Source organism: Magnetospirillum sp. UT-4 (assembly GCF_902729435.1).
Classification (GTDB): Bacteria; Pseudomonadota; Alphaproteobacteria; order Rhodospirillales; family Magnetospirillaceae; genus Magnetospirillum.
The window spans coordinates 21,169-40,926 of record NZ_CACVCG010000054.1; the positions used below are offsets into that span (position 1 = coordinate 21,169).

A 19,758-nucleotide genomic window follows, 5' to 3' on the forward strand; every position below is an offset into this window, starting at 1 on the left:
CGAACTGGCCGATGCCGGGCGTCACGGCGCAGACAATTGGCATTGCGGACCATTGGAGTCAACCGTCACCGCCCGTTCCGGCCTACAGGCCCAATCGGCGGGCGACGCTCTCGACGAAGTCGAGGGCCGCCGCGGCCGAGCCGAACGACGATTGCTCGATGCCGTCATCGGCATGGAGGGCGAGCATGGCGTAGGCCACCTGGTCGCCGCGGACCTCGCGCACCACCAGGCTGGCGCCGCCGCCGCAGCCGCGGCCGAACACCTCCAGGCGGACGCCGTCCTGTTCGGCCTCGAGGCGGCCGCTGGCCCGCATCGGCTTGAAGCGGGCGTAGAGCTTGCGGGCGCGCTCCAGCGGCCCCGGGGCGGAAAACAGGCCCATCGTTCCCCCTTGGTCAAGACAGCAGCGCCACGCTCTGGCCGGGCAGGCGCTCCAGGCGTCCGGCCAGCTCCAGTTCGAGCAGGACCATGGACACCACCGCCGGTGACAATGCAGTCTCGCGGATGAGAACGTCAACCGCGACGGGAGTCGGGCCCAGGCAATCCATCACCTGGGCGCGGGCACGGGCCAGTTCGGACTCGTCGGGCGGCGCGGCGGCGGCGCGGTAGCCGTCCTTGCGCCCCTCGGCCAGCGGGCGGCGCAGCAGGTCGGACAGCACGGCGAGCACGTCCCCGGCGGTCTCGGTCAGCTGGGCGCCGTTGCGGATCAGGTCGTTGGGACCCGAGGCGCGCGGGTCCATGGGATGGCCGGGCACCGCGAACACCTCGCGCCCCTGCTCGGCGGCCAGGCGGGCGGTGATCAGCGAGCCCGACTTCAGCGAGGCCTCGACCACCACCACCCCCAGCGACAGGCCCGAGACGATGCGGTTGCGCCGCGGGAAGTGGCTGGCCTGGGGCTGGGTGCCGGGCGGCATCTCCGAGACCGCGCAGCCCATGGCCACCACCTTGTCATAAAGGCCGGTGTTTTCGGGCGGATAGATGACGTCGATGCCGCCGGCCATGGCCGCCACCGTGCCGGTCGCCAGGCCCCCTTCGTGGGCGGCGGCGTCGATGCCGCGGGCCAGGCCCGAGGCCACCACCAGGCCGGCGCGGCCCAGCTCGGCGGCCAGCCTGCGCGCCAGGGCGCGGCCGTTGGCCGAGGCGTTGCGCGCCCCCACCATGGCGACCATGGGCCGGGTCAGCAGCGAGGAATTGCCGCGGGCGTAGAGGATGGGCGGGGAATCCTCCACCGCCGCCAGCCAGCGCGGATAGCCCGGCTCGCAGCGGGCCAGCGCCACCGCCCCCAGGGACTCCGCCGCTTCCAGCTCGGCGCTCGCCACGTCGGCCGGGCACACCTTGATGGGACGCGCCCGCCCGCCGCGCCGCGCCAGGTCGGGCAGCGCCTGCAACGCAGCCGCCGCCGAGCCGAAGCGTTCGAGCAGGCGGGCGAAGGTGCGCGGGCCGACGTTCTCGCTGCGGATCAGGCGCAGCCAGTCACGGCGCTCTTGCGGGGAAAGCGTTCTGGTTTCCTCATCCATCGCGCGAGCCTGCGCGATCGCGGCCCCGCCGTCAAGCCTCCCCCCTTGACCGAAAGCAATGTTGCGGCGGCCGCCCGATATTAGGTAAACAGAATACATATAGCAGGGAGGTTCCATGCGGCGTTTCGTCCGACGCCACCAGCCCGCCCCGTGCCGGCTGTGCGCCGTGAAGGCGGGGATCGGCGGCCTGATCGCCATCGCGCTGTGCGCGGCCATGGCCGAGGCGGCCGGCAACCTGCTGCTGATCGCGCCGCTGGCGGCCTCGGCGGTGCTGGTCTTCGGCGTCCACGAAAGCCCGCTGGCGCAGCCGGCCAACGTCATCGGCGGCCATCTGCTGTCCACCGCCATCGCCCTGGTGCTGGCCGAAGTGCTGCCGCCGGGATGGTGGACGCTGCCGCTGGGGGTGGGGCTGGCCATCGCCGCCATGGCGGTGGCGCGGGTGACCCATCCGCCCGCCGGGGCCGACGCCCTGGTGGTGCTGGCCCTGCATCCCGGCTGGTGGTATCTGGTCTTCCCCATCCTTGCCGGCAGCGTCGCCATCGTCCTGGCCGGGGTGATCGTGCATCGCTGGCTGCCGCCGCGCGGCCATTATCCCTTGCCCCATACCGCACCGGAACCCTGACCTCTTGCGGCTCTGGGCGCTTTGGCGACACAGTGGCGCATGGGTCCCATCCTCGGCGCTCTCGCGCCCATCTTCCTGCTGATCGTCCTGGGCTGGGCACTGCGCGCCGCCCGGTTCCTGCCCGATGCCTTCTGGCTGCCGGCCGAGAAGCTGACCTATTTCATCCTGTTTCCGTCCCTTCTGGTGTCCAGCCTGGCCGAGGCGTCCCTGGCCGGGCAGCCGGTGGCGGAAATGGTCGCCGTCCATGGCGGCGGCCTCCTGGTCATGGCGGGGCTGGCCGCCCTGCTCGCCCGCCGCGCCGCCGGGGCGCCGCTGCACCTCGATGCGCCCGGCTTCTCGTCGCTGTTCCAGGGCCTGTTCCGCCCCAACACCTATGTCGGCCTGGCCGCCGCCGCCGGCCTGTTCGGACCGTCCGGCCTGAAGCTGACCGCCATCTGCGTGGCGGTGGTGGTGCCGCTGGCCAATTTGGTGTCGGTGCTGGGGCTGGTGCATTGGTGCCGCCCCGTGGGAGGCGCCGGCCCCGGCTGGCGCGACCGCCTGATGCCCGTGCTGACCAATCCGCTGATCATCGCCTGCCTGCTCGGCATCGGCCTCAACCTGGGCGGCATCGGCCTGCCGCCGGTGGTCGGGCCGCTGCTCAAGATCCTGGGGCAGGCGTCGCTGCCCATGGGCCTGCTGGCGGTGGGCGCCGGCCTCGATCCGTCCACGTTGCGCAGCAGCGGCCGGGCGGTGGCGGTCGCCACCCTGGGCAAGCTGGCGCTGCTGCCGCTGCTGGTGGGGGTGGCCGCCTGGCTGCTGGGGGTACGGGGGACCGCCCTGGCGGTGACGGTGGCCTACGCCGCCCTGCCGGTGGCGCCCAATTCCTATGTCCTGGCGCGCCAGCTGGGCGGCGATGCGCGGCTGATGTCGGCGATCATCACCGCCAGCACCTTGCTGGCGGCGGCGACCCTTCCCGCCTGGCTGCTGCTGGCCGGCGGCGTGCCCTGAAAGGCAACCAACGGCGCCTCCGGCTGTTCTTCGGGTTGAACCCCGCACCAGCCAGGAGGCATCCCATGCGCCCCACCTTCGCCCTGTTCGGACTCGTTCTGGCCGCCGCCCTGCCCGTGGCGGCCGCCGCCCAGGACCAGTCGAGCGCCGCCCCGCCCGCCCTCGACCGCGCCGATCGCCAGTTCGCCGAGACCGCCATGGCCGGCAACATGGCCGAGATGCGCCTGGGCAAGCTGGGCGAGGAGCGCGCCGACACCACGGCGGTGCGCGATTTCGCCAGCCGCATGGTGCAGGATCACACCCAGGCCGAGCAGAAGCTGACGGGCATCGCCACCGGCCTCGGGCTGAAGGAGCCGGCCGAGCTGCCGCCGGACAAGCGCCGCGCCTACGACAAGGTGTCGGGCACCGCCGGGCCCGCCTTCGACCGCGCCTTCATGAGCGTCATGGTCGAGGACCACCGCCAGGCCATCGGGGATTACCAGCGCTATTCCGAGCGCGGCGCCAATGCCGAGCTGAAGGGCTATGCCAGCGAAACCCTGCCCAAGCTGCAGGAACACATGCGCATGGCCGAAGAGGTCCAGGCCGGCCTGAAGTCGAAGGAACAGGCGGAAGTGCCGCGCTGAACCGCTGCCGGGCGGGTGGCGGAATCGCCGCCGCCCGCCTATAATCCAGGGCATGGCACGGCTGGACGACATCCTGGCGATACTTCGCGCCCATCAGGACGAGCTGAAGGCGCGCGGCGTCCTGCACGCCGGCGTGTTCGGCTCGGTGGCGCGCGGCGAGGAGACCGAGGACTCGGACGTGGACGTGGCGCTGGACCTGGATTGCGACCGTCCCATGGGCCTGCTGCGCTACAACGCCCTGGGCGACTATCTCGAATCGTTGGTGGGAACGAAGGTCGATATGGCCGACCGGACCAGCGTGCGCGCCCGCCTGCGCGCCGAGATCGAGCGGGACTACAAGCATGCCTTCTGAGGACCCGAGGCGTCGGCTCCGGGACATCCTCGACATGATCGAGGAGATCGAGGAATTCGTCGTCGGCGTCGCCAACGCACGGGATCTCCGGGAGCGCCGGCAGACCCGCCGCGCCGTCGAGCGCTGCGTCGAGATCATTTGCGAGGCCGCCCGCAAGCTCGGTCCCGAGATCGACCTGCTGTGCCCCGGCCCTCCCTGGGCTGAAATCCGGGGCATGGGCAACCGGATGCGCCATGAATACGACGGAGTGAGCGTCGTGGTCCTCTGGGGTGTCGTCCAGGAAGACCTCCCCCCGCTGCGCGCCGCCTGCCTCGCCGCCCTGGAAAAGCTCGGACACTGAGGCGTCGCTTGGGCGGGTGGCGAATTGGCCGCCATGCGCCTATAATTAGGCGCATGGCACGGCTGGACGACATCCTGGCGATACTTCGCGCCCATCAGGACGAGCTGAAGGCGCGCGGCGTCCTGCATGCCGGCGTGTTCGGCTCGGTGGCGCGTGGCGAGGAGACCGAGGACTCGGACGTGGACGTGGCGCTGGACCTCGACCCCGGCAGAAGCATTGGGCTGTTCGCGTATTCCGGCATCCGCATCTATCTGGCGGACGTGCTGGGGCGCGAGGTGGACATCGTCTCCCGTCCCTGCCGCCGTCCGGACTTCGCCGCCGAGGTGGAACGGGACTATCGGAATGCCTTCTAGCAATCCCGGCCGCCGCCTGTCCGACATCATCGACATGTGCGACGATATCGCGGCCTTTGTCGCGGACATGAGCGACCCCGCTGCACTCCGGCAGGACAGGAAGACATTCCGGGCAGTGGAACGTTGCCTGCTCATCATCGCCGAAGCCGCGACGAAACTGGGTCCCGCCGCGGACGCGCTTTGCCCGGGCATCCCGTGGCGCGACGTGCGGGGACTGGGAAACGTCATCCGCCACGAATATGACGGACTTGACGCCAATCGTATCTGGGCCACTGTCCAGGAAGACCTCCCCCCGCTGCGCGCCGCCTGCGTCGCCGCCCTGGAAAAACTCCGACACTGACCCTTCGCTTGTCGCCCGGCGCTGGCCGGTCTACCCTGCCGGCCATGACCAAGCCGCCGCGCCCGAAGACCGTCCCGCTGCCGACCAGGCAGGAAATCCTCGACTTCATCCGCTCCCAGCCGGGCCGGGTGGGCAAGCGCGAGCTGGCGCGGGCCTTCAACCTGAAGGGCGCCGACAAGATCACCCTGAAGGCGCTGCTGAAGGATTTGGAGATCGAGGGCGCGGTCCAGCGCGGCCAGAAGAAGCGCTTCGCCCGTCCGGGTTCGCTGCCCGAGGTGGCGGTGGTCGAGATCACCGGCACCGACACCGACGGCGAGCTGATCGCCCGGCCGCTGGCCTGGGAGGAAGAGGGCCGGCCGCCGCGCATCTTCATGGCGCCGTGGCGGCGCGGCGAGCTGGTGGTCGGAATCGGCGACCGGGTGCTGGCCAAGCTGCGCCGGCTGCGCGGCGACGATTACGAAGGCATCCCCATCCGCGCGGTGGGCGAGGCCCGCGCCCGCGTGCTCGGCGTGTACGAGCCCATGCCAGACGGCTCGGGCCGCGTCCAGCCCACCTCGCGCAAGGAGAAATCCACCTATCTGGTGCCACGAGGCGAGGCCGGCGGGGCCGAGGCCGGCGAGCTGGTGATGTGCGACCTGCTGCCGGGCCGCCACTACGGCCTGCGGCAGGTGGCGGTGAAGGAGCGGCTGGGCCGGCTGGGGGCGCCCCGATCGGTCAGCCTGGTGGCCATCCACGCCAACGACATCCCCTTCGCCTTCCCCGACGAGGTGGTCCAGGCCGCGCAGGCGGCCGGCCCGGCCGTGCTGGGTGGGCGCACCGACCTGCGCGACATTCCGCTGGTGACCATCGACGGCGAGGACGCCCGCGATTTCGACGACGCGGTGTGGGCCGAGCCGGACGGTGAGGGCTGGCACTGCATGGTTGCCATCGCCGACGTCTCGTGGTACGTGCGGCCCGGCGACGCGCTGGACCGCGAGGCCTACAAGCGCGGCAACTCGGTCTATTTCCCCGACCGGGTGGTGCCCATGCTGCCCGAGGAGCTGTCCAACGGCTGGTGCTCGCTGAAGCCGAAAGAGGACCGCGGCTGCCTGGCGGTGCATTTCTGGCTCGACAAGGACGGCAACAAGCTGCGCCACCGCTTCGTGCGCGGCCTGATGCGCTCGGCGGCGCGGCTGACCTACACCCGCGTCCAGGCCGCCCGCGACGGCAATCCCGACGACGAGACGGCGCCGCTGCTGGCGCCGGTCATCGCCCCCCTCTACGATGCCTGGGCGGCCCTGCTGGCGGCCCGCCAGCGGCGCGGCGTGCTGGAGCTGGACATCCCCGAGCGCAAGGTGGACATCGCCCCCGACGGCCGCGTGCTGGGCATCAAGGTGCGCGAGCGCTTCGACAGCCACCGGCTGATCGAGGACTTCATGATCCAGGCCAATGTCTGCGCCGCCGAGGAGCTGGAGCGCCTGAACAAGCCCTGCATGTACCGCGTCCATGACCAGCCGAGCCAGGAGAAGCTGGAGGGCCTGCGGCAGTTCCTGTCCTCGCTGGAGCTGTCGCTGCCCAAGGGCCAGGTGCTGCGGCCGGGCCAGTTCAATCTGATCCTGGAGAAGGTCAGGGGCACCCCGCACGAGACCCTGGTCAACGAGGTGGTGCTGCGCAGCCAGGCCCAGGCGGTCTATGCCCCCGAGAACCTGGGCCATTTCGGCCTCGGGCTGGCGCGCTACGCCCATTTCACTTCGCCCATCCGCCGTTACGCCGACCTGCTGGTGCACCGCGCCCTGGTCTCGGGCCTGAAGCTGGGCGAGGGCGGGCTGCCGCCCGACGCGCTGCCGAAATTCCCCGAATGGGGCGAGCACATCTCCATGACCGAGCGCCGCGCCGCCTCGGCCGAACGCGAGGCGGTGGACCGCTACGTCACCGCCTTCCTGGCCGACCGGGTCGGCGCCGCCTTCGCCGGCAAGGTGTCGGGAGTCACCCGCTTCGGCCTGTTCGTCACCCTGGCCGACACCGGCGCCGACGGGCTGGTGCCCATCAGCACCCTGCCCGAGGATTTCTACGTCCACGACGAGATCCACCACTGCCTGGTCGGCAAGCGCACCCGCCGCACCTTCCAGCTGGGCCAGGCGCTGTCGGTGGTGCTGCACGAGGCCAACCAGATGACCGGATCCATGGTGTTCCGGCTGGAGGAGGGGGCTTCGGACGGTGGCGAGCGCCCGCGGGCGCGGCCGGAGCGGAGCGGCGGCGGGCCGGGCCGGCGGGGCCTGCGCTCTCAATCGCGCGGCAAATCGTCACGGCGCTGACTTTACCTTAACTTTCCACCCCTAAAGAGATACCGGAAAAGACTGTACCGGCAGAGCTTGGCTCAAGCATACTCCGGGCGTTACTGCTTCCGACATACCTCGGGTGAAAAGATTTGAAGCGCAATCCCGCCGCCCACTGGATCATCGCCGCATCGCTGCTCGTGGCCGGGTCCTGCGCCCCCGCCAGCCAGGGCTCGCTGGCCGGACCGCATACCCCTTATGACACCGCCGAGGCCGAGCGCACCTTCGCGTCGGCCTATTCCACCATCGTCGAGCGCCACCTCGAGCGCATCACCGCCGCCGCGGTCGCCATGGAAGGCATGCGGGGCCTGGGCAGCATCGATCCCGAGATCGGATTGTCCCACCTGGACGGCAAGGTGCTGCTGACCGCCGCCGACCACGTGGTGGCCGAATACCCGGCACCCGAGGATCACGACATCAAGGGCTGGGCGCGCCTGACCGTGACCGCGGCGCTGGAGGCGCGCGGGGTCTCGGCGGCGGTGCGCGACGCCGACGTCGACAAGGTCTTCGAGGCGGTGTTCGACGCCACCCTGTCGAAGCTGGACGTGTTCTCGCGCTATGCCGGCCCCAAGGAGGCCCGCGAGCACCGCGCCAGCCGCAACGGCTTCGGTGGCATCGGCGTCAAGTTCGACCTGGTGGAGGGCGAGGCCAAGGTCATCGAGGTGATGGAGGATACCCCCGCCGCCCGCGCCGGCCTGCAGGTGGGCGACATCATCTCCCAGATCGAGGGGCGCTCGGTCGCCGGCACCGCCAAGGAGGACATCTCCAGGCTGCTGCGCGGTCCGGTCTCCAGCGACCTGGCGCTGACCGTGCGGCGCGGCTTCAAGCCCATCGACGTCGCCCTGAAGCGCGCCCTGATCGTGCCCATCACGGTGACCGCGACGCTGAAGGCCGGGGGCATCGGCGAATTCCGCGTCTCCAGCTTCAACCAGCGCACCGCCGCCAGCCTGGCCGCCGAGATCAAGACCCTGACCGAGAGCAACGGCGCGCCGCTGTCCGGCGTGGTGCTGGACATGCGCGGCAACCCCGGCGGTCTGCTGGACCAGGCGGTGGCCATGGCCGACCTGTTCATGAAGGACGGCGCCATCGTCACCACCCGCGGCCGCCACCCGTTGTCGGTGCAGGCCTACGACGCCCGCGAGGGCGAAGCGGCCGAAGACATTCCGGTGGTGGTGCTGGTCGATGGCAAGTCGGCCTCGGCCGCCGAGATCGTCGCCGCCGCCCTGCAGGATTCCGGGCGCGCCGTGGTGGTCGGCACCAATTCCTACGGCAAGGGCACGGTCCAGACCGTGGTGCGCCTGCCCAACGACGGCGAGATGACCCTGACCTGGTCGCGCTTCCACACCCCCTCGGGCTACGCCCTGCACGGGCTGGGGGTGCTGCCCACCATCTGCACCGCCGACGACAAGGGCGGCGCCGACGGCATGATGGCCGGGATCGTCCACGCCTCGGCCCCGGCCGCCCCGGTCAGCACCAACCTCACCCTGTGGCGCCATGCCCGGCTCGAGGATACCGACCTGCGCAGCCAGCTGCGCACCACCTGCCCATCGGCCAAGCGCGACGGCGCCTTCGACCTCGAGCTGGCGGAACGCCTGCTGGCCGACCAGGCGCTGTACCGGCACGCCCTGACCCTGTCGGCGCCGGCGGCGGCGCCGTCGGCGGCCCAGGCGGCGCCGGCCGCCATGGTCCAGCAGGTCGAGCATTGAGGGCGCGCATTAACCCTTGACTCGCGGCTGGGGATCAGTATCTTGCGCCCCTCTGGTTTTCACTGAAGCACGAACATTCGGGATTTTCGCCATGGCCAAGCCTGCCACCATCCTCGTCAAGCTGGTTAGCTCCGCCGACACGGGCTTTTTCTACGTGGCGAAGAAGAACCCCCGCAAGACCACCGAGAAGCTGAAGTTCCGCAAGTACGACCCGGTGGTGCGCAAGCACGTCGAGTTCAACGAGGCGAAGATCAAGTAGGCTTTCCCGGTCGCTTCGACGTTAAAGCGCCCGCCGGGTCCCATCCCGGCGGGCGCTTCGCGTTTGAAAATGCGGGGGGAGGGGACTACGTGCCGCGGCCGCAATTGGTGTTGCGCCCCCGGTATTGCTGTCCGGCACGCCGGCGCACCTCCGCAGCCAGTTAGGCCAGGAACTTGGCGATGGTCTGCAGGAAGTTGGCGACCGAGATCGGCTTGGCGATGTAGCCCTCGCAGCCGCCCTCGCGGATCTTCTCCTCGTCGCCCTTCATGGCGAAGGCGGTCACCGCGATCACCGGGATGGCCTTCAGCTCGGCGTCGTCCTTCAGCATGCGGGTGATTTCCAGGCCGGAAATCTCGGGCAGCTGGATGTCCATCAGGATCAGGTCCGGGCGGTGGCGCCGGGCCAGGTCCAGGGCCTCGCGCCCATCCTTGGTCTGCAGGGTCTGATAGCCGTTGGCCTGCAGAAGGTCGTTGAACAACTTCATGTTGAGATCGTTGTCTTCGACAATCAGAACGGTCTTAGCCATCTTCTTCCCCCAGCGAGTTCGCCATAATCCTCAATTCCGCCGGCTTAGTCAAACCAAGCGGGGGTGTCGTTCACTATCGGGTTCTACGTAGCATTCCGGTCGCGCCGAGGACCAGCCAGCCGAGCATGAAGGCGATACCGCCGGCCGGCGTCACCATCGGCACGGGCAGAGGCTCTCCGGTCAGCGCCCGAACGTAGAGCGAGCCGGAAAACATCAGCATGCCCGCCACCATCAGCACCGCCGCCAGGTGGCCGCCGCGGCGGCCGTCGGCGGCCAGGCGATCCGCCCCGACCAGGGCCGCGGCATGCACCAGCTGGTACAGCGACGCCCGCTCGGCCAGCCCCTGGAGATAGGGATCGGCGCCCAGTCCGTGCGCCGCATAGGCGCCCATGGCCACGGCGACGGCGCCGTTCAGTCCGGCAAGCACGATCCAGGGACGCATGGCGATACGTTTTCTCCAATGGCGACGCGGGCGCCGCGGACCTTATAGTATTTCCAGGGAGATCGCCATGCGCCTGTTTGTCCTTGCCTTCCTACTTTGGTTGGGTTCCGGCCCCGGAATGGCCGAACCGGTCGGCACGGTGGTGCGGCTGCAGGGGGCTGCCAGTGCCGGAGAGGCGGCGCTGGCCGCCGGTTCCCCCGTCGAGGGCGGGGTGCGGCTGCGGACCGGCGACGGCGCCAGGATGGAGATCCGCTTCGTCGACGGCACCCTGCTGACCCTGGGGGCGGGCACCGAGCTGGTGGTCGAGTCCTTCGCCTACAACGCGGCGGAACGCCACGGCGACGCCAGCCTGCGGATCGACGGCCCCTTCCTGCTGGCCAGCGGCGGCATCGCCGCTCTGCCCGACAAGCCGCTGCGGGTGGCCACGCCGGTGGCGGTGATCGGCATTCGTGGCACCCGGTTCTGGGGCGGGCCGCTGGACAACCCGCTCGACGTGCTGCTGCTGGACGGCGCCATCCGCGTCACCACCCCGGGCGGCAGCGTCGATCTGCTGCAGCCCATGGAGGGCACCGACGTCAGGTCCGCCGGTGCGCCGCCGTCGCCGCCCGGGCGTTGGGGCGCGGAACGGGTCGGCGCCGCCTTCCGCTCGGTGGCGTTCGAATAGCTATTCCTGAATCGGCGCCCGGATGCGCCGGCCGTACAGGTCGGTGGGGCCGCCCAGGCGGATGGCCTGGTCCAGCGTCGCGGTGGCCGCGATGCCGCCGGTGGGCAAGGACGGCAACGGCGCCGACCGCACCGGCGCCATGGCCGGACGCGGCGCCGGGGCGGGGGGCGGCACCGCCGCCGCCGGTTGCGGCGCGGGCACGGGGGCCGGGGCGGCGGGCGGCGTGACGGCGGGGGGTGGAACCGCCGCCGGTTCGGTGGCGGCCGGCGGGAGTGGCACCGGGGCGGGCGCCGGCATGGCGATGCGGGTCGGCGGCTCGGGGGCGGCATCGACGGACGGCGCGGGAGCGGCCTGTTCGCGCTGGCGGGCGCGCTGCTCCTCGCGGACGATGTCCTCGAGGGTGCGGGCCGGCTCCAGCCCGTCGGCCAGGAAGTTTCCCACCGCCTTCAGCCAGTCGCCCTCGGCCGCCGCGGCGGGCGCGGTGAGGGCCAAACCGGCGGCGAGCACGGCGCCGCAAAGGCGGGACATACGACCAAGGGCAGGGTGAAGCATGGCGGAAGTCTAGCAGAGCGGCCTATTTGAACACCACGGTTTTCGAGCCGTTCAGCAGTACCCGGTGTTCCACGTGCCAGCGCACCGCGCGGGCCAGCACCAGGTTCTCGATGTCGCGACCGATGGCCACCAGATCGTCGGGGGTATGGGTGTGATCGACCCGCTCCACCGACTGCTCGATGATCGGCCCCTCGTCCAGGTCGGGGGTGACGTAATGGGCGGTGGCGCCGATGATCTTGACGCCCCGGGCATGGGCCTGGTGATAGGGCTTGGCCCCCTTGAAGCTGGGCAGGAACGAGTGGTGGATGTTGATGGCGCGGCCCTTCAGGCTCGCGCACATGGCCGGAGAAAGGATTTGCATATAGCGCGCCAGCACCACCAGGTCGGAATCGGCGCGGCCGATGGCCTCCATCACCCGGGCCTCCTGGGCCGCCTTGTCGTGCTTGTCGACGGCGAAGAAGTGATAGGGGATGCCGTGCCACTCGACGATGGAGCGCATGTCGGGATGGTTCGAGATGACCGCCGGGATCTCGATGGGCAACTGCCCGGTGTGGTAGCGGTGCAGCAGATCGACCAGGCAATGGCCGAACTTGGACACCAGGATCACCACCCGCGGCTTGCGCGACAGGTCGTGCAGCGTCCAGATCATCTGGAACTTGGCCGCCACCAGCGAGAACAGCTTGTCGAATTCGGACCGCGCCGGGGTCAGCGCGCCGGCGGAGAAGACGATGCGCATGAAGAAGCGCCGGCTGAGGGCGTCGCCGTACTGCGCCGCCTCGGTGATGAAGCAGTCGTGCTGGGTGAGGAAGCCGGACACCGCGGCGACGATGCCCACCGTGTCGGGGCAGGTGATGGTGAGCACGAAGGCCCGCGGCTCGGACATGAACGTTCCCCTCTCTCGGATCGCATCGCTTGATAGCCGAGGCGGACGGCGCCCTCAAGTCACCAAACGCCCGCTTGCCTTTTTCACCCGGATCGCCCATGGTCCGCGCGAAGCGCGCCACCCGGCCAAATCCCCTCCCGCCAGCCACCGCAGGAGCTCCGGCAATGATCACCGTGTACTACAAGTCCGGCACCGCCCAGTGGAAATACGAGCTGGAAGAGGACGAGCACGCCTACATCATCAAGAACCTGCTCGAGGAAAATCCGGACATCGACGAGCTGTTCGATGATTCCCTGGAAATCCTGCGCGACGTCTCGGCCATGGACGAGGACGAGATGGACGAGGAGGACCAGATCGACCAGACCGTGGCGGTCTCGTTCCTCTGGCACTACTTCAACAACCTGTCCGCTTCCGAAGACCGCATCCAGGGCGACCTCGCGTTGATCGAGGACGAGGACGGCGCCGGCGTGACGGTCCTGCCCGCCGGCGACGTGGTCGAGGAATAGGTCTCCTACTCCCCCTTGTCGCCCTTTTTTCGCGCCGTTTCCCAGTCGCGCGGCAGCGCCACGTCGCCGGACCACAGCCCCTTCCGGGCGGCCAGGGCCGCCGCCTGATCGGCGTCGAAGGGGCCGTCCTTTGCGGCGCGGGCCAGGCCTTCCGCCACCAGCAGCCGCCCGAGATCGCCCGCCGCCACCCGGCAGCGGCCCAGCAGCCGGTCGCCTGCGACCTCGATGATGTCGCAGGCCACCCCCTTGGCCAGCCACTCCGCCATGCGCTTGCGCGCCGGCCGGGCGCAGTCGAAAATGTCCTGCCCGCCCTTGGCCTGGCACAGCTCCTTGTGGGCCGGCACCGCCACCCCCATCAGCTGCAGCGACAGGCCGCGCAGTTGGATCCGGCCGGAATCGAACGCCTCGGCCCGGCCCCACACGCAGGCCCCGCCCTCGCCGTCGTCGGAACAGCGCACCGGGCCGCCCCAGGCGGGAAGGGCCAGCAACATCAGGACGGGCAGGGCAAGGCGAATTGCACGCATGGGCGGAACCATAGCCCAGCCCCGCGGACCTTGCCAGCGTCCTGCCAACAAGGTTAAGTATCCGCTTCCTTTCCGGCCCCTCGCCGCCCATGTTGGATGCCATGCAGACCGCAAATCAGATCCGCCGCGCCTTCCTCGACTTCTTCGCCAAGAACGGCCACGAGGTGGTCGCCTCCAGCCCGCTGGTGCCGCGCAACGACCCGACGCTGATGTTCACCAATGCCGGCATGGTGCAGTTCAAGAACGTCTTCACCGGGATCGAGAAGCGCGACTACGTGCGCGCCGCCACCTCGCAGAAATGCGTGCGCGCCGGCGGCAAGCACAACGACCTGGACAACGTGGGCTACACCGCGCGCCACCACACCTTCTTCGAGATGCTGGGCAATTTCAGCTTCGGCGACTATTTCAAGGACCACGCCATCGAGCTGGCCTGGACCCTGATCACCAAGGATTTCGGGCTGCCCAAGGACAAGCTGCTGGTCACCGTCTACCATGACGACGACGAGGCCTTCGGCGCCTGGAAGAAGATCGCCGGCCTGCCCGACGACCGCATCATCCGCATCCCCACCAGCGACAATTTCTGGGCCATGGGCGATACCGGCCCGTGCGGCCCGTGCTCCGAGATCTTCTACGATCACGGCGATCACATCCCCGGCGGCCCGCCCGGCAGCCCGGACCAGGACGGCGACCGCTTCATCGAGATCTGGAACCTGGTGTTCATGCAGTTCGAGCAGGTGGACAAGGCCACCCGCGTGCCGCTGCCCAAGCCCAGCATCGACACCGGCATGGGCCTCGAGCGCCTGGCCGCCGTGCTGCAGGGCAAGCACGACAATTACGACGTCGACCTGATGCGGGCGCTGATCGAGGCTTCGGCTGCGGCCTCGGGGGCCGACGCCGACGGCCCGTACAAGGTGTCGCACCGGGTGGTCGCCGACCATCTGCGCTCCATGTGCTTCCTGATCGCCGACGGCGTGCTGCCCAGCAACGAAGGGCGCGGCTACGTGCTGCGCCGGATCATGCGCCGGGCCATGCGCCACGCCCACCTGATGGGCTGCACCGAGCCCCTGATGTGGCGGCTGGTGCCGGCCCTGCTGGCCCAGATGGGCGACGCGTACCCCGAGCTGGGCCGCGCCGGGGCGCTGATCACCGAGACCCTGAAGCTGGAGGAAAGCCGCTTCAAGACCACCCTGGACAAGGGCCTGAAGCTGCTGGACGAGGAAGTGGGGCGGCTGGGCGCCGGCCAGGCGCTGCCCGGCGAGACCGCCTTCCGCCTCTACGACACCTTCGGCTTCCCGCTCGACCTGACCGAGGACGCGCTGAAGGCCAAGGGCATCGCCGTCGATACCCAGGGCTTCAACACCGCCATGGAGCGCCAGCGCGCCGAGGCCCGCAAGGCCTGGGCCGGCTCGGGCGAGGCGGCGACCGAATCGCTGTGGTTCGAGCTGCGCGAGAAGGTGGGCGCCACCGAGTTCCTCGGCTACGACGCCACCGCCGCCGAAGGCAAGATCGTCGCCCTGGTCGAGAACGGCGCCGCGGTCGAGGCGGCCCATCCCGGCCACGAGGTCCTGATGGTGGCCAACCAGACCCCGTTCTACGGCGAATCCGGCGGCCAGATGGGCGATGCCGGCATCGTCACCGTGGCCGGCGGCAAGGCCCGCATCGTCGTCCGTGACACCCTGAAGAAGCTGGGCGACCTGGTGGTCCATGTCGGCACCGTCGAGGGCGGCCCGGTGGCGGTGGGCGAGGACGCCCATCTGGCGGTGGACGAGGAGCGGCGCGACGCCACCCGCGGCCACCATTCCGCCACCCACCTGCTGCACGCGGCGCTGCGCGCCACCCTGGGCGGGCACGTCACCCAGAAGGGCAGCCAGGTCGGCCCCGACCGCCTGCGCTTCGACTTCGCCCACCCCAAGGCCATGGGACCCGACGAGCTGCGGGCGGTGGAGCGCGCCGTCAACGCCCAGGTGCGCGCCAACGCCGCCGTCGGCACCACGCTGATGACCCCCGACGACGCCATCGAGGCCGGCGCCATGGCGCTGTTCGGCGAGAAGTACGGCGACGAGGTGCGGGTGGTCGCCATGGGCGACTTCTCGATCGAGCTGTGCGGCGGCACCCATGTCGGCCGCACCGGCGACATCGGCGGTTTCAAGATCGTTTCCGAAAGCGCGGTGGCGGCCGGCATCCGCCGCATCGAGGCGCTGACCGGCGCCGCCTTCCTGGCCTGGGCGGAACAGCAGGAGGAACTGGTGGCCCGCTCGGCGGCGGTGCTGAAGGCGGCCCCGGCCGACCTGCCGGCCCGCATCGCCCAGCTGGTCGAGGATCGCCGCCGGCTGGAACGCGACCTGGCCGAGACCCGCAAGCAGCTGGCCACCGGTGGCGGCGCCGCCGCCGCGGCGGTCAGGCAGGTGGCCGGGATCAGCTTCTCGGGCCGCGTCCTCGACGGCGTGCCGGCCAAGGACCTCAAGGGCATGGCCGACGAGATCAAGAAGCAGATCGGCTCCGGCGTGGTCGCCCTGGTCTCCACCGATGGCGGCAAGGCCAGCCTGGTGGTGGCGGTGACCGACGACCTGACCGGGCGTTTCAGCGCCGTGGACCTTGTCCGCGCCGGCTCGGAAGCGGTCGGCGGCAAGGGCGGCGGCGGCCGCCCCGACATGGCCCAGGCCGGCGGCCCCGACGCGGCCGCCGCCCAGGCGGCGGTGGAACGCATCGAGGCGGCGCTGGCGGGCTAGAAATCAGAGGGAGGCCAAGCCAATCAGACTCCCTCCCCCCTTGCGGGCGAAGCCCGCCTTCCAACAATGCGTGCTCCGCACGCGGGGGAGGCCCAGCCAATCAGACTCCCTCCCCCCTTGCGGGGGAGGGTTGGGGTGGGGGGTACTGTGTCCGCTCGCGACTACGCCCGGCAGATGCGCAAGTTGCCCACCGAGGCCGAGCGGCGCCTTTGGCAGCTCTTGCGGCTGCGGCAACTGGGCGTGAAGTTCCGGCGTCAGGTTCCCCTCGGACCCTACATTGCCGACTTTGCCTGCTTCGAGCATCGGCTCGTTATCGAGGCCGATGGCGGCCAGCACGCGGAATCCGCCGATGACCGCCAGCGCGACGCTTGGTTCGCAGAGAACGGCTATCGCGTGCTGCGATTCTGGAACAACGACATTATGGAAAACCCGGAGGGCGTGCTGATGCGGATTGCCGAGGCCTTGGCATCCAGCCCCCCACCCCAACCCTCCCCCGCAAGGGGGGAGGGAGTCTGATTGGCTTGGCCTCCCCCGCGTGCGGAGCACGCATTGTTGGAAGGCGGGCTTCGCCCGCAAGGGGGGAGGGAGTCTGATTGGCTTGGCCTCCCCCGCGTGCGGAGCACGCATTGTTGGAAGGCGGGCTTCCCCCGCAAGGGGGGAGGGGGCTTTCCTACTTCCCCTCGGCCTTGTCGGCCCAGTCGGTCATGGCCTGGGCCCAGGCGCGGGCGGTGGGGACGTCGATGTCGAGGATGGTGAAGCGGGCGCGGCCTTCCTTGATGCGGACCCGCATCAGCTTCAGCCCGCTTTCGTGGTCCACCGCCGACAGCGTCACCTCGCGGCTCCACGGCGCCTCGATGACGGTGAGCGGGGTGATGGTTTCCTCGGCGAACTTGGGCGGCTCGGTGGTCATGGAAAGGGTTCCTCTCAGCTGCCGGCAATCCTGTCGTGATAGCGCGCCCGATACAAGAGCCTGGGACGGGCCGGGTCCTCGGTGAAGCGTTCGCGGGTATGCAGCACGTTGTTGCTGACCAGCCCCCAACCGGCCTCCAGCCGGGCGGTGAAGACGTCGGGGGCGGGGGCGTCGAGGTGGCGGCGGATGGCGGCCACCGCGGCCTGGACGTCGGCATCCGGGTGCCATTCGATGTTGCGGCCGCGGGCGGTGTAGCGCATGGCCAGGCGGCCGTCCTGGACGTAGAAGACCGGCCCCGCCACCGCCGGGCGGACCATGCCTTCCTCGTCATTGCCGGGGATGGTCATGGCGTCGGGGCGGGTCAGGGCGGCGATCAGTCCCTTGTCCTCGTCCCGGAGCCGGATATAGAGCAGCTCGGGGTCCATCAGCGTGTTCTCGCCGCCCGCGGCGGCCGGGCTGGCGGCGTGCAGCAGCAGGCCGCGGACCCGGCGCGGCGGCTCGTTGTAATAGCCGTCGGTGTGCCAGGCGATGGGGCGGTCGGTATAGGGGATGTAGCGGGCCCGGGTGCCGCCCTGGTGGACGCTCAACGGCGTGATGCCGTCGTCGTCGGCCAGGTGGTTGCAGTCCAGCGAGACCAGCCCGAACCGTTCCCCCAGGGCACGCAGCGCCTGCTTGTCGTCGCGCCCCGGGGCCGGCCGGGTCTCCACATAGACCGCCATGTTGCAGCGGCGCACCCGGTCCAGCAGGGCGGCGTGCTCGGCCGCGGTGAGGGCGGCGACGTCGGCAACCTCCACCACCAGGTCCTCGATCCGGGTCGGACGGACGGCCAGGCGCCCGTCCCGCCAGACGGCATAGGCGTCGTCGCGGACCAGGTCGAATTGCTGTGTCTCCATGCCCTCCTCCCTATCCATGGCGGCTTGCGGGGGCTTTCGCTTGGCCCCGGCGCCGGAATGAAATATCATGATTCCTTCGGGTGTTAGCATAATTCGAAAGGTGCGAATCACTTGCAGTTGGATGCCGGTCCAACGAAATTCGACTCCATGCAAGAATCCGCTTGGATCGGACGGTGCCACAATATTATGATCCTTTAATGTACTAAGGGCACCCGGCCCGTGCTCCAGCCCCCCAGGGGATGGTGCGCGAGGCCCTAGAATGCCCCTGAAACAGGGATGGTTCCAAGGAGGGCGAAACGCCTTCTGGACAAGTTGGAGAGGGAATTTAGCCCCTTGCCGGGTGGGCCGGCGGCGGGCAGACGGGGGAATTGCGCTGGGCGCGCTGCCTGCCGAGGCAGGTTGTCGAGCCCCCGGGACAATGACGGTCAGGGAGATTAGACGATGTCGAAGAAGATGCCCGCTACGCCGCTGCTGGACCAACTGGAAAGCGGCCCGTGGCCAAGCTTCGTGACCGGCCTGAAGAAGCTGGCCACCGATGAGGGCAAGCCCTATGCCGATTACATGAAGAGCCTGCTGGGCCAGCTCGAACTCTCCTACGAGACCCGCAAGGGCTACTGGAAGGGCGGCACGGTCGGCGTGTTCGGCTATGGCGCCGGCGTGATCGCCCGCTTCTCGGAAGTGGCCGAGAAGCACCCCGAATCCTCCGAGTTCCATACGCTGCGCATCATGCCCGCCCCGGGCTTCTTCTATGACACCAAGACGCTGCGCGAGATGTGCGACATCTGGGCCGAGCACGGCTCGGGTCTGGTCGCCCTGCACGGCCAGTCGGGCGACATCATGTTCCAGGGCTGCCGCACCGATCAGGTGCAGCCGGCCTGGGAGAAGTTCAACGCCATGGGCTTCGACATGGGCGGCGCCGGCGCCGGCGTCCGTACCGCCGCGTCGTGCATCGGCCCGGCCCGCTGCGAGCAGTCGTGCTTCGACACCCTGCGCGCCCACAAGGAAATCATCAACGACTTCACCGACGACATCCATCGTCCGTCGCTGCCGTACAAGATGAAGTTCAAGTTCTCGGGCTGCGCCAATGACTGCGCCAACGCCACCCAGCGTGCCGACGTGGCCGTCCTGGGCACCTGGCGCGACGACATGCAGGTCAACCAGGCCGAGGTGAAGAAGAAGGTGGCCGAGCTGGGCCGCAAGGAATTCATCAACCAGGTCATCCGCATGTGCCCGAGCCAGGCTCTGGCCCTGAACGACGACGACACCCTGGACGTGGACAACAAGTCGTGCGTGCGCTGCATGCACTGCATCAACGTCTGCACCAAGGCCCTGAAGCCGGGCAAGGATCGCGGCGTCGCCATCCTGGTCGGCGGCAAGCGCACCCTGAAGATCGGCGATCTGATGGGTTCGGTGGTCATCCCCTTCATGAAGCTCGAGACCGACGAGGACTACGAGCGCCTGGTCGAGCTGGCCCACAACATGCTGGACTTCTTCGCCGAGAACGCCCTCGAGCACGAGCGCACCGGCGAGATGATCGAGCGCATCGGTCTGGTCAACTACCTGGAAGGCCTCGGGCTCGAGCTCGACGTCAACATGATCACCCAGCCGCGCACCAACTCGTACGTCCGCACCGACGGCTGGGACGACGAAGTGCGCAAGTGGAACGAGCGTAAGTCCGCCGCGGCGGAATAAGACGGACAACGAAAGAATAGAGGGAG

Annotated in this window: 24 protein-coding genes; 15 read left to right on the forward strand and 9 right to left on the reverse strand. The window is 69.7% G+C overall.

Annotation, left to right across the window (positions count from 1 at the left end; all coding sequences use genetic code 11):
* Positions 1–82 precede the first annotated feature (82 nt).
* Positions 83–379, reverse strand: a complete 297-nt coding sequence (locus MTBUT4_RS08470; protein WP_173979244.1) for a hypothetical protein — start codon at positions 377–379, stop codon at positions 83–85.
* Between the two features lie 13 nt (positions 380–392).
* The gene (gene dprA, locus MTBUT4_RS08475; protein ID WP_173979245.1) at positions 393–1,514 is read right to left on the reverse strand and encodes a DNA-processing protein DprA; all 1,122 of its coding nucleotides are present in this window, start codon (positions 1,512–1,514) and stop codon (positions 393–395) included.
* Between the two features lie 115 nt (positions 1,515–1,629).
* On the opposite strand from dprA, the gene MTBUT4_RS08480 reads away from it, so the two are divergent.
* The 10 genes from MTBUT4_RS08480 to rpmG all read left to right on the forward strand — a co-directional run bounded on the left by MTBUT4_RS08480 (position 1,630) and on the right by rpmG (position 9,411).
* Positions 1,630–2,136: an HPP family protein gene (locus tag MTBUT4_RS08480; RefSeq protein WP_173979246.1), complete on the forward strand. Its 507-nt coding sequence runs from the start codon at positions 1,630–1,632 to the stop codon at positions 2,134–2,136.
* Positions 2,137–2,175: 39 nt separating this feature from the next.
* Positions 2,176–3,123 carry an AEC family transporter gene (locus MTBUT4_RS08485; protein ID WP_173979247.1) on the forward strand — a complete coding sequence of 316 codons (948 nt, stop codon included), beginning with the start codon at positions 2,176–2,178 and terminating at the stop codon, positions 3,121–3,123.
* A 65-nt stretch (positions 3,124–3,188) separates the two neighbouring features.
* Complete coding sequence (locus tag MTBUT4_RS08490) at positions 3,189–3,746, forward strand: DUF4142 domain-containing protein (RefSeq protein ID WP_173979248.1); 558 nt, start codon at positions 3,189–3,191, stop codon at positions 3,744–3,746.
* Between the two features lie 52 nt (positions 3,747–3,798).
* Positions 3,799–4,098, forward strand: a complete 300-nt coding sequence (locus MTBUT4_RS08495) for a nucleotidyltransferase family protein (RefSeq protein WP_173979249.1) — start codon at positions 3,799–3,801, stop codon at positions 4,096–4,098.
* Between the two features lie 34 nt (positions 4,099–4,132).
* On the forward strand, positions 4,133–4,438 hold the full coding sequence (locus MTBUT4_RS08500) for a DUF86 domain-containing protein (protein ID WP_173979250.1): 306 nt from the start codon (positions 4,133–4,135) through the stop codon (positions 4,436–4,438).
* A gap of 53 nt (positions 4,439–4,491) precedes the next feature.
* Positions 4,492–4,791 (forward strand): nucleotidyltransferase family protein, encoded by a 300-nt coding sequence (locus tag MTBUT4_RS08505; RefSeq protein WP_173979251.1) that lies wholly within the window; start codon positions 4,492–4,494, stop codon positions 4,789–4,791.
* A complete protein-coding gene (locus MTBUT4_RS08510) occupies positions 4,781–5,131 on the forward strand; it encodes a DUF86 domain-containing protein (protein ID WP_173979252.1) in 351 nt (116 codons plus the stop codon). Before MTBUT4_RS08505 ends, MTBUT4_RS08510 begins: the two co-directional genes overlap by 11 nt.
* A 44-nt stretch (positions 5,132–5,175) precedes the next feature.
* Positions 5,176–7,425 (forward strand): ribonuclease R, encoded by a 2,250-nt coding sequence (gene rnr, locus MTBUT4_RS08515; RefSeq protein WP_173979253.1) that lies wholly within the window; start codon positions 5,176–5,178, stop codon positions 7,423–7,425.
* A 113-nt stretch (positions 7,426–7,538) separates the two neighbouring features.
* Positions 7,539–9,152: a S41 family peptidase gene (locus tag MTBUT4_RS08520; protein WP_173979254.1), complete on the forward strand. Its 1,614-nt coding sequence runs from the start codon at positions 7,539–7,541 to the stop codon at positions 9,150–9,152.
* Between the two features lie 91 nt (positions 9,153–9,243).
* The gene (rpmG, locus tag MTBUT4_RS08525; protein WP_173979255.1) at positions 9,244–9,411 is read left to right on the forward strand and encodes a 50S ribosomal protein L33; all 168 of its coding nucleotides are present in this window, start codon (positions 9,244–9,246) and stop codon (positions 9,409–9,411) included.
* A 160-nt stretch (positions 9,412–9,571) separates the two neighbouring features.
* Here the strand turns inward: rpmG and MTBUT4_RS08530 are convergent, their stop codons facing one another.
* Both MTBUT4_RS08530 and MTBUT4_RS08535 read right to left on the reverse strand, forming a co-directional pair.
* Positions 9,572–9,937, reverse strand: a complete 366-nt coding sequence (locus tag MTBUT4_RS08530; RefSeq protein WP_173979256.1) for a response regulator — start codon at positions 9,935–9,937, stop codon at positions 9,572–9,574.
* Between the two features lie 73 nt (positions 9,938–10,010).
* Positions 10,011–10,379, reverse strand: a complete 369-nt coding sequence (locus MTBUT4_RS08535; RefSeq protein ID WP_173979257.1) for a DUF423 domain-containing protein — start codon at positions 10,377–10,379, stop codon at positions 10,011–10,013.
* Positions 10,380–10,497: 118 nt separating this feature from the next.
* Between MTBUT4_RS08535 and MTBUT4_RS08540 the strand changes: the two genes are divergently transcribed.
* The gene (locus tag MTBUT4_RS08540) at positions 10,498–11,043 is read left to right on the forward strand and encodes a FecR domain-containing protein (protein WP_173979258.1); all 546 of its coding nucleotides are present in this window, start codon (positions 10,498–10,500) and stop codon (positions 11,041–11,043) included.
* Here MTBUT4_RS08540 and MTBUT4_RS08545 read toward each other — a convergent pair whose 3' ends face one another.
* Positions 11,044–11,571, reverse strand: coding sequence for a hypothetical protein (locus MTBUT4_RS08545; protein WP_173979227.1), 528 nt, complete (start codon positions 11,569–11,571; stop codon positions 11,044–11,046).
* Between the two features lie 46 nt (positions 11,572–11,617).
* Complete coding sequence (purU, locus tag MTBUT4_RS08550; protein ID WP_173979259.1) at positions 11,618–12,478, reverse strand: formyltetrahydrofolate deformylase; 861 nt, start codon at positions 12,476–12,478, stop codon at positions 11,618–11,620.
* A 164-nt stretch (positions 12,479–12,642) separates the two neighbouring features.
* On the opposite strand from purU, the gene MTBUT4_RS08555 reads away from it, so the two are divergent.
* Positions 12,643–12,984 (forward strand): hypothetical protein, encoded by a 342-nt coding sequence (locus tag MTBUT4_RS08555; protein WP_173979260.1) that lies wholly within the window; start codon positions 12,643–12,645, stop codon positions 12,982–12,984.
* A gap of 5 nt (positions 12,985–12,989) precedes the next feature.
* Here MTBUT4_RS08555 and MTBUT4_RS08560 read toward each other — a convergent pair whose 3' ends face one another.
* Positions 12,990–13,508 carry a thermonuclease family protein gene (locus MTBUT4_RS08560; protein ID WP_173979261.1) on the reverse strand — a complete coding sequence of 173 codons (519 nt, stop codon included), beginning with the start codon at positions 13,506–13,508 and terminating at the stop codon, positions 12,990–12,992.
* Between the two features lie 101 nt (positions 13,509–13,609).
* Between MTBUT4_RS08560 and alaS the strand changes: the two genes are divergently transcribed.
* Together alaS and MTBUT4_RS08570 are read left to right on the forward strand one after the other, a co-directional pair.
* Positions 13,610–16,237 carry an alanine--tRNA ligase gene (gene alaS, locus MTBUT4_RS08565; protein ID WP_173979262.1) on the forward strand — a complete coding sequence of 876 codons (2,628 nt, stop codon included), beginning with the start codon at positions 13,610–13,612 and terminating at the stop codon, positions 16,235–16,237.
* 147 nt (positions 16,238–16,384) lie between these two features.
* Positions 16,385–16,753: an endonuclease domain-containing protein gene (locus tag MTBUT4_RS08570; RefSeq protein ID WP_254434789.1), complete on the forward strand. Its 369-nt coding sequence runs from the start codon at positions 16,385–16,387 to the stop codon at positions 16,751–16,753.
* Positions 16,754–16,907: 154 nt separating this feature from the next.
* Here the strand turns inward: MTBUT4_RS08570 and MTBUT4_RS08575 are convergent, their stop codons facing one another.
* Entirely contained in the window at positions 16,908–17,147 is a 240-nt protein-coding gene (locus MTBUT4_RS08575; RefSeq protein WP_217424135.1) for a hypothetical protein, read from the reverse strand.
* 14 nt (positions 17,148–17,161) lie between these two features.
* On the reverse strand, positions 17,162–18,040 hold the full coding sequence (locus tag MTBUT4_RS08580; protein ID WP_173979264.1) for a TauD/TfdA family dioxygenase: 879 nt from the start codon (positions 18,038–18,040) through the stop codon (positions 17,162–17,164).
* Positions 18,041–18,481: 441 nt separating this feature from the next.
* Between MTBUT4_RS08580 and dsrA the strand changes: the two genes are divergently transcribed.
* Entirely contained in the window at positions 18,482–19,732 is a 1,251-nt protein-coding gene (gene dsrA / locus MTBUT4_RS08585) for a dissimilatory-type sulfite reductase subunit alpha (RefSeq protein WP_173979265.1), read from the forward strand.
* Positions 19,733–19,758 lie beyond the last annotated feature (26 nt).

What these genes read in the sequence shown, in the direction of transcription:
- MTBUT4_RS08470 (WP_173979244.1), bottom strand. Translation starts at nt 379, where the DNA reads ATGGGCCTGTTTTCCGCCCCGGGGCCGCTGGAGCGCGCCCGCAAGCTC.
- dprA (WP_173979245.1), bottom strand. Translation starts at nt 1,514, where the DNA reads ATGGATGAGGAAACCAGAACGCTTTCCCCGCAAGAGCGCCGTGACTGG.
- MTBUT4_RS08480 (WP_173979246.1), top strand. Translation starts at nt 1,630, where the DNA reads ATGCGGCGTTTCGTCCGACGCCACCAGCCCGCCCCGTGCCGGCTGTGC.
- MTBUT4_RS08485 (WP_173979247.1), top strand. Translation starts at nt 2,176, where the DNA reads ATGGGTCCCATCCTCGGCGCTCTCGCGCCCATCTTCCTGCTGATCGTC.
- MTBUT4_RS08490 (WP_173979248.1), top strand. Translation starts at nt 3,189, where the DNA reads ATGCGCCCCACCTTCGCCCTGTTCGGACTCGTTCTGGCCGCCGCCCTG.
- MTBUT4_RS08495 (WP_173979249.1), top strand. Translation starts at nt 3,799, where the DNA reads ATGGCACGGCTGGACGACATCCTGGCGATACTTCGCGCCCATCAGGAC.
- MTBUT4_RS08500 (WP_173979250.1), top strand. Translation starts at nt 4,133, where the DNA reads ATGATCGAGGAGATCGAGGAATTCGTCGTCGGCGTCGCCAACGCACGG.
- MTBUT4_RS08505 (WP_173979251.1), top strand. Translation starts at nt 4,492, where the DNA reads ATGGCACGGCTGGACGACATCCTGGCGATACTTCGCGCCCATCAGGAC.
- MTBUT4_RS08510 (WP_173979252.1), top strand. Translation starts at nt 4,781, where the DNA reads ATGCCTTCTAGCAATCCCGGCCGCCGCCTGTCCGACATCATCGACATG.
- rnr (WP_173979253.1), top strand. Translation starts at nt 5,176, where the DNA reads ATGACCAAGCCGCCGCGCCCGAAGACCGTCCCGCTGCCGACCAGGCAG.
- rpmG (WP_173979255.1), top strand. Translation starts at nt 9,244, where the DNA reads ATGGCCAAGCCTGCCACCATCCTCGTCAAGCTGGTTAGCTCCGCCGAC.
- MTBUT4_RS08530 (WP_173979256.1), bottom strand. Translation starts at nt 9,937, where the DNA reads ATGGCTAAGACCGTTCTGATTGTCGAAGACAACGATCTCAACATGAAG.
- MTBUT4_RS08535 (WP_173979257.1), bottom strand. Translation starts at nt 10,379, where the DNA reads ATGCGTCCCTGGATCGTGCTTGCCGGACTGAACGGCGCCGTCGCCGTG.
- MTBUT4_RS08540 (WP_173979258.1), top strand. Translation starts at nt 10,498, where the DNA reads ATGGCCGAACCGGTCGGCACGGTGGTGCGGCTGCAGGGGGCTGCCAGT.
- MTBUT4_RS08545 (WP_173979227.1), bottom strand. Translation starts at nt 11,571, where the DNA reads ATGTCCCGCCTTTGCGGCGCCGTGCTCGCCGCCGGTTTGGCCCTCACC.
- purU (WP_173979259.1), bottom strand. Translation starts at nt 12,478, where the DNA reads ATGTCCGAGCCGCGGGCCTTCGTGCTCACCATCACCTGCCCCGACACG.
- MTBUT4_RS08555 (WP_173979260.1), top strand. Translation starts at nt 12,643, where the DNA reads ATGATCACCGTGTACTACAAGTCCGGCACCGCCCAGTGGAAATACGAG.
- MTBUT4_RS08560 (WP_173979261.1), bottom strand. Translation starts at nt 13,508, where the DNA reads ATGCGTGCAATTCGCCTTGCCCTGCCCGTCCTGATGTTGCTGGCCCTT.
- alaS (WP_173979262.1), top strand. Translation starts at nt 13,610, where the DNA reads ATGCAGACCGCAAATCAGATCCGCCGCGCCTTCCTCGACTTCTTCGCC.
- MTBUT4_RS08575 (WP_217424135.1), bottom strand. Translation starts at nt 17,147, where the DNA reads ATGACCACCGAGCCGCCCAAGTTCGCCGAGGAAACCATCACCCCGCTC.
- MTBUT4_RS08580 (WP_173979264.1), bottom strand. Translation starts at nt 18,040, where the DNA reads ATGGAGACACAGCAATTCGACCTGGTCCGCGACGACGCCTATGCCGTC.
- dsrA (WP_173979265.1), top strand. Translation starts at nt 18,482, where the DNA reads ATGTCGAAGAAGATGCCCGCTACGCCGCTGCTGGACCAACTGGAAAGC.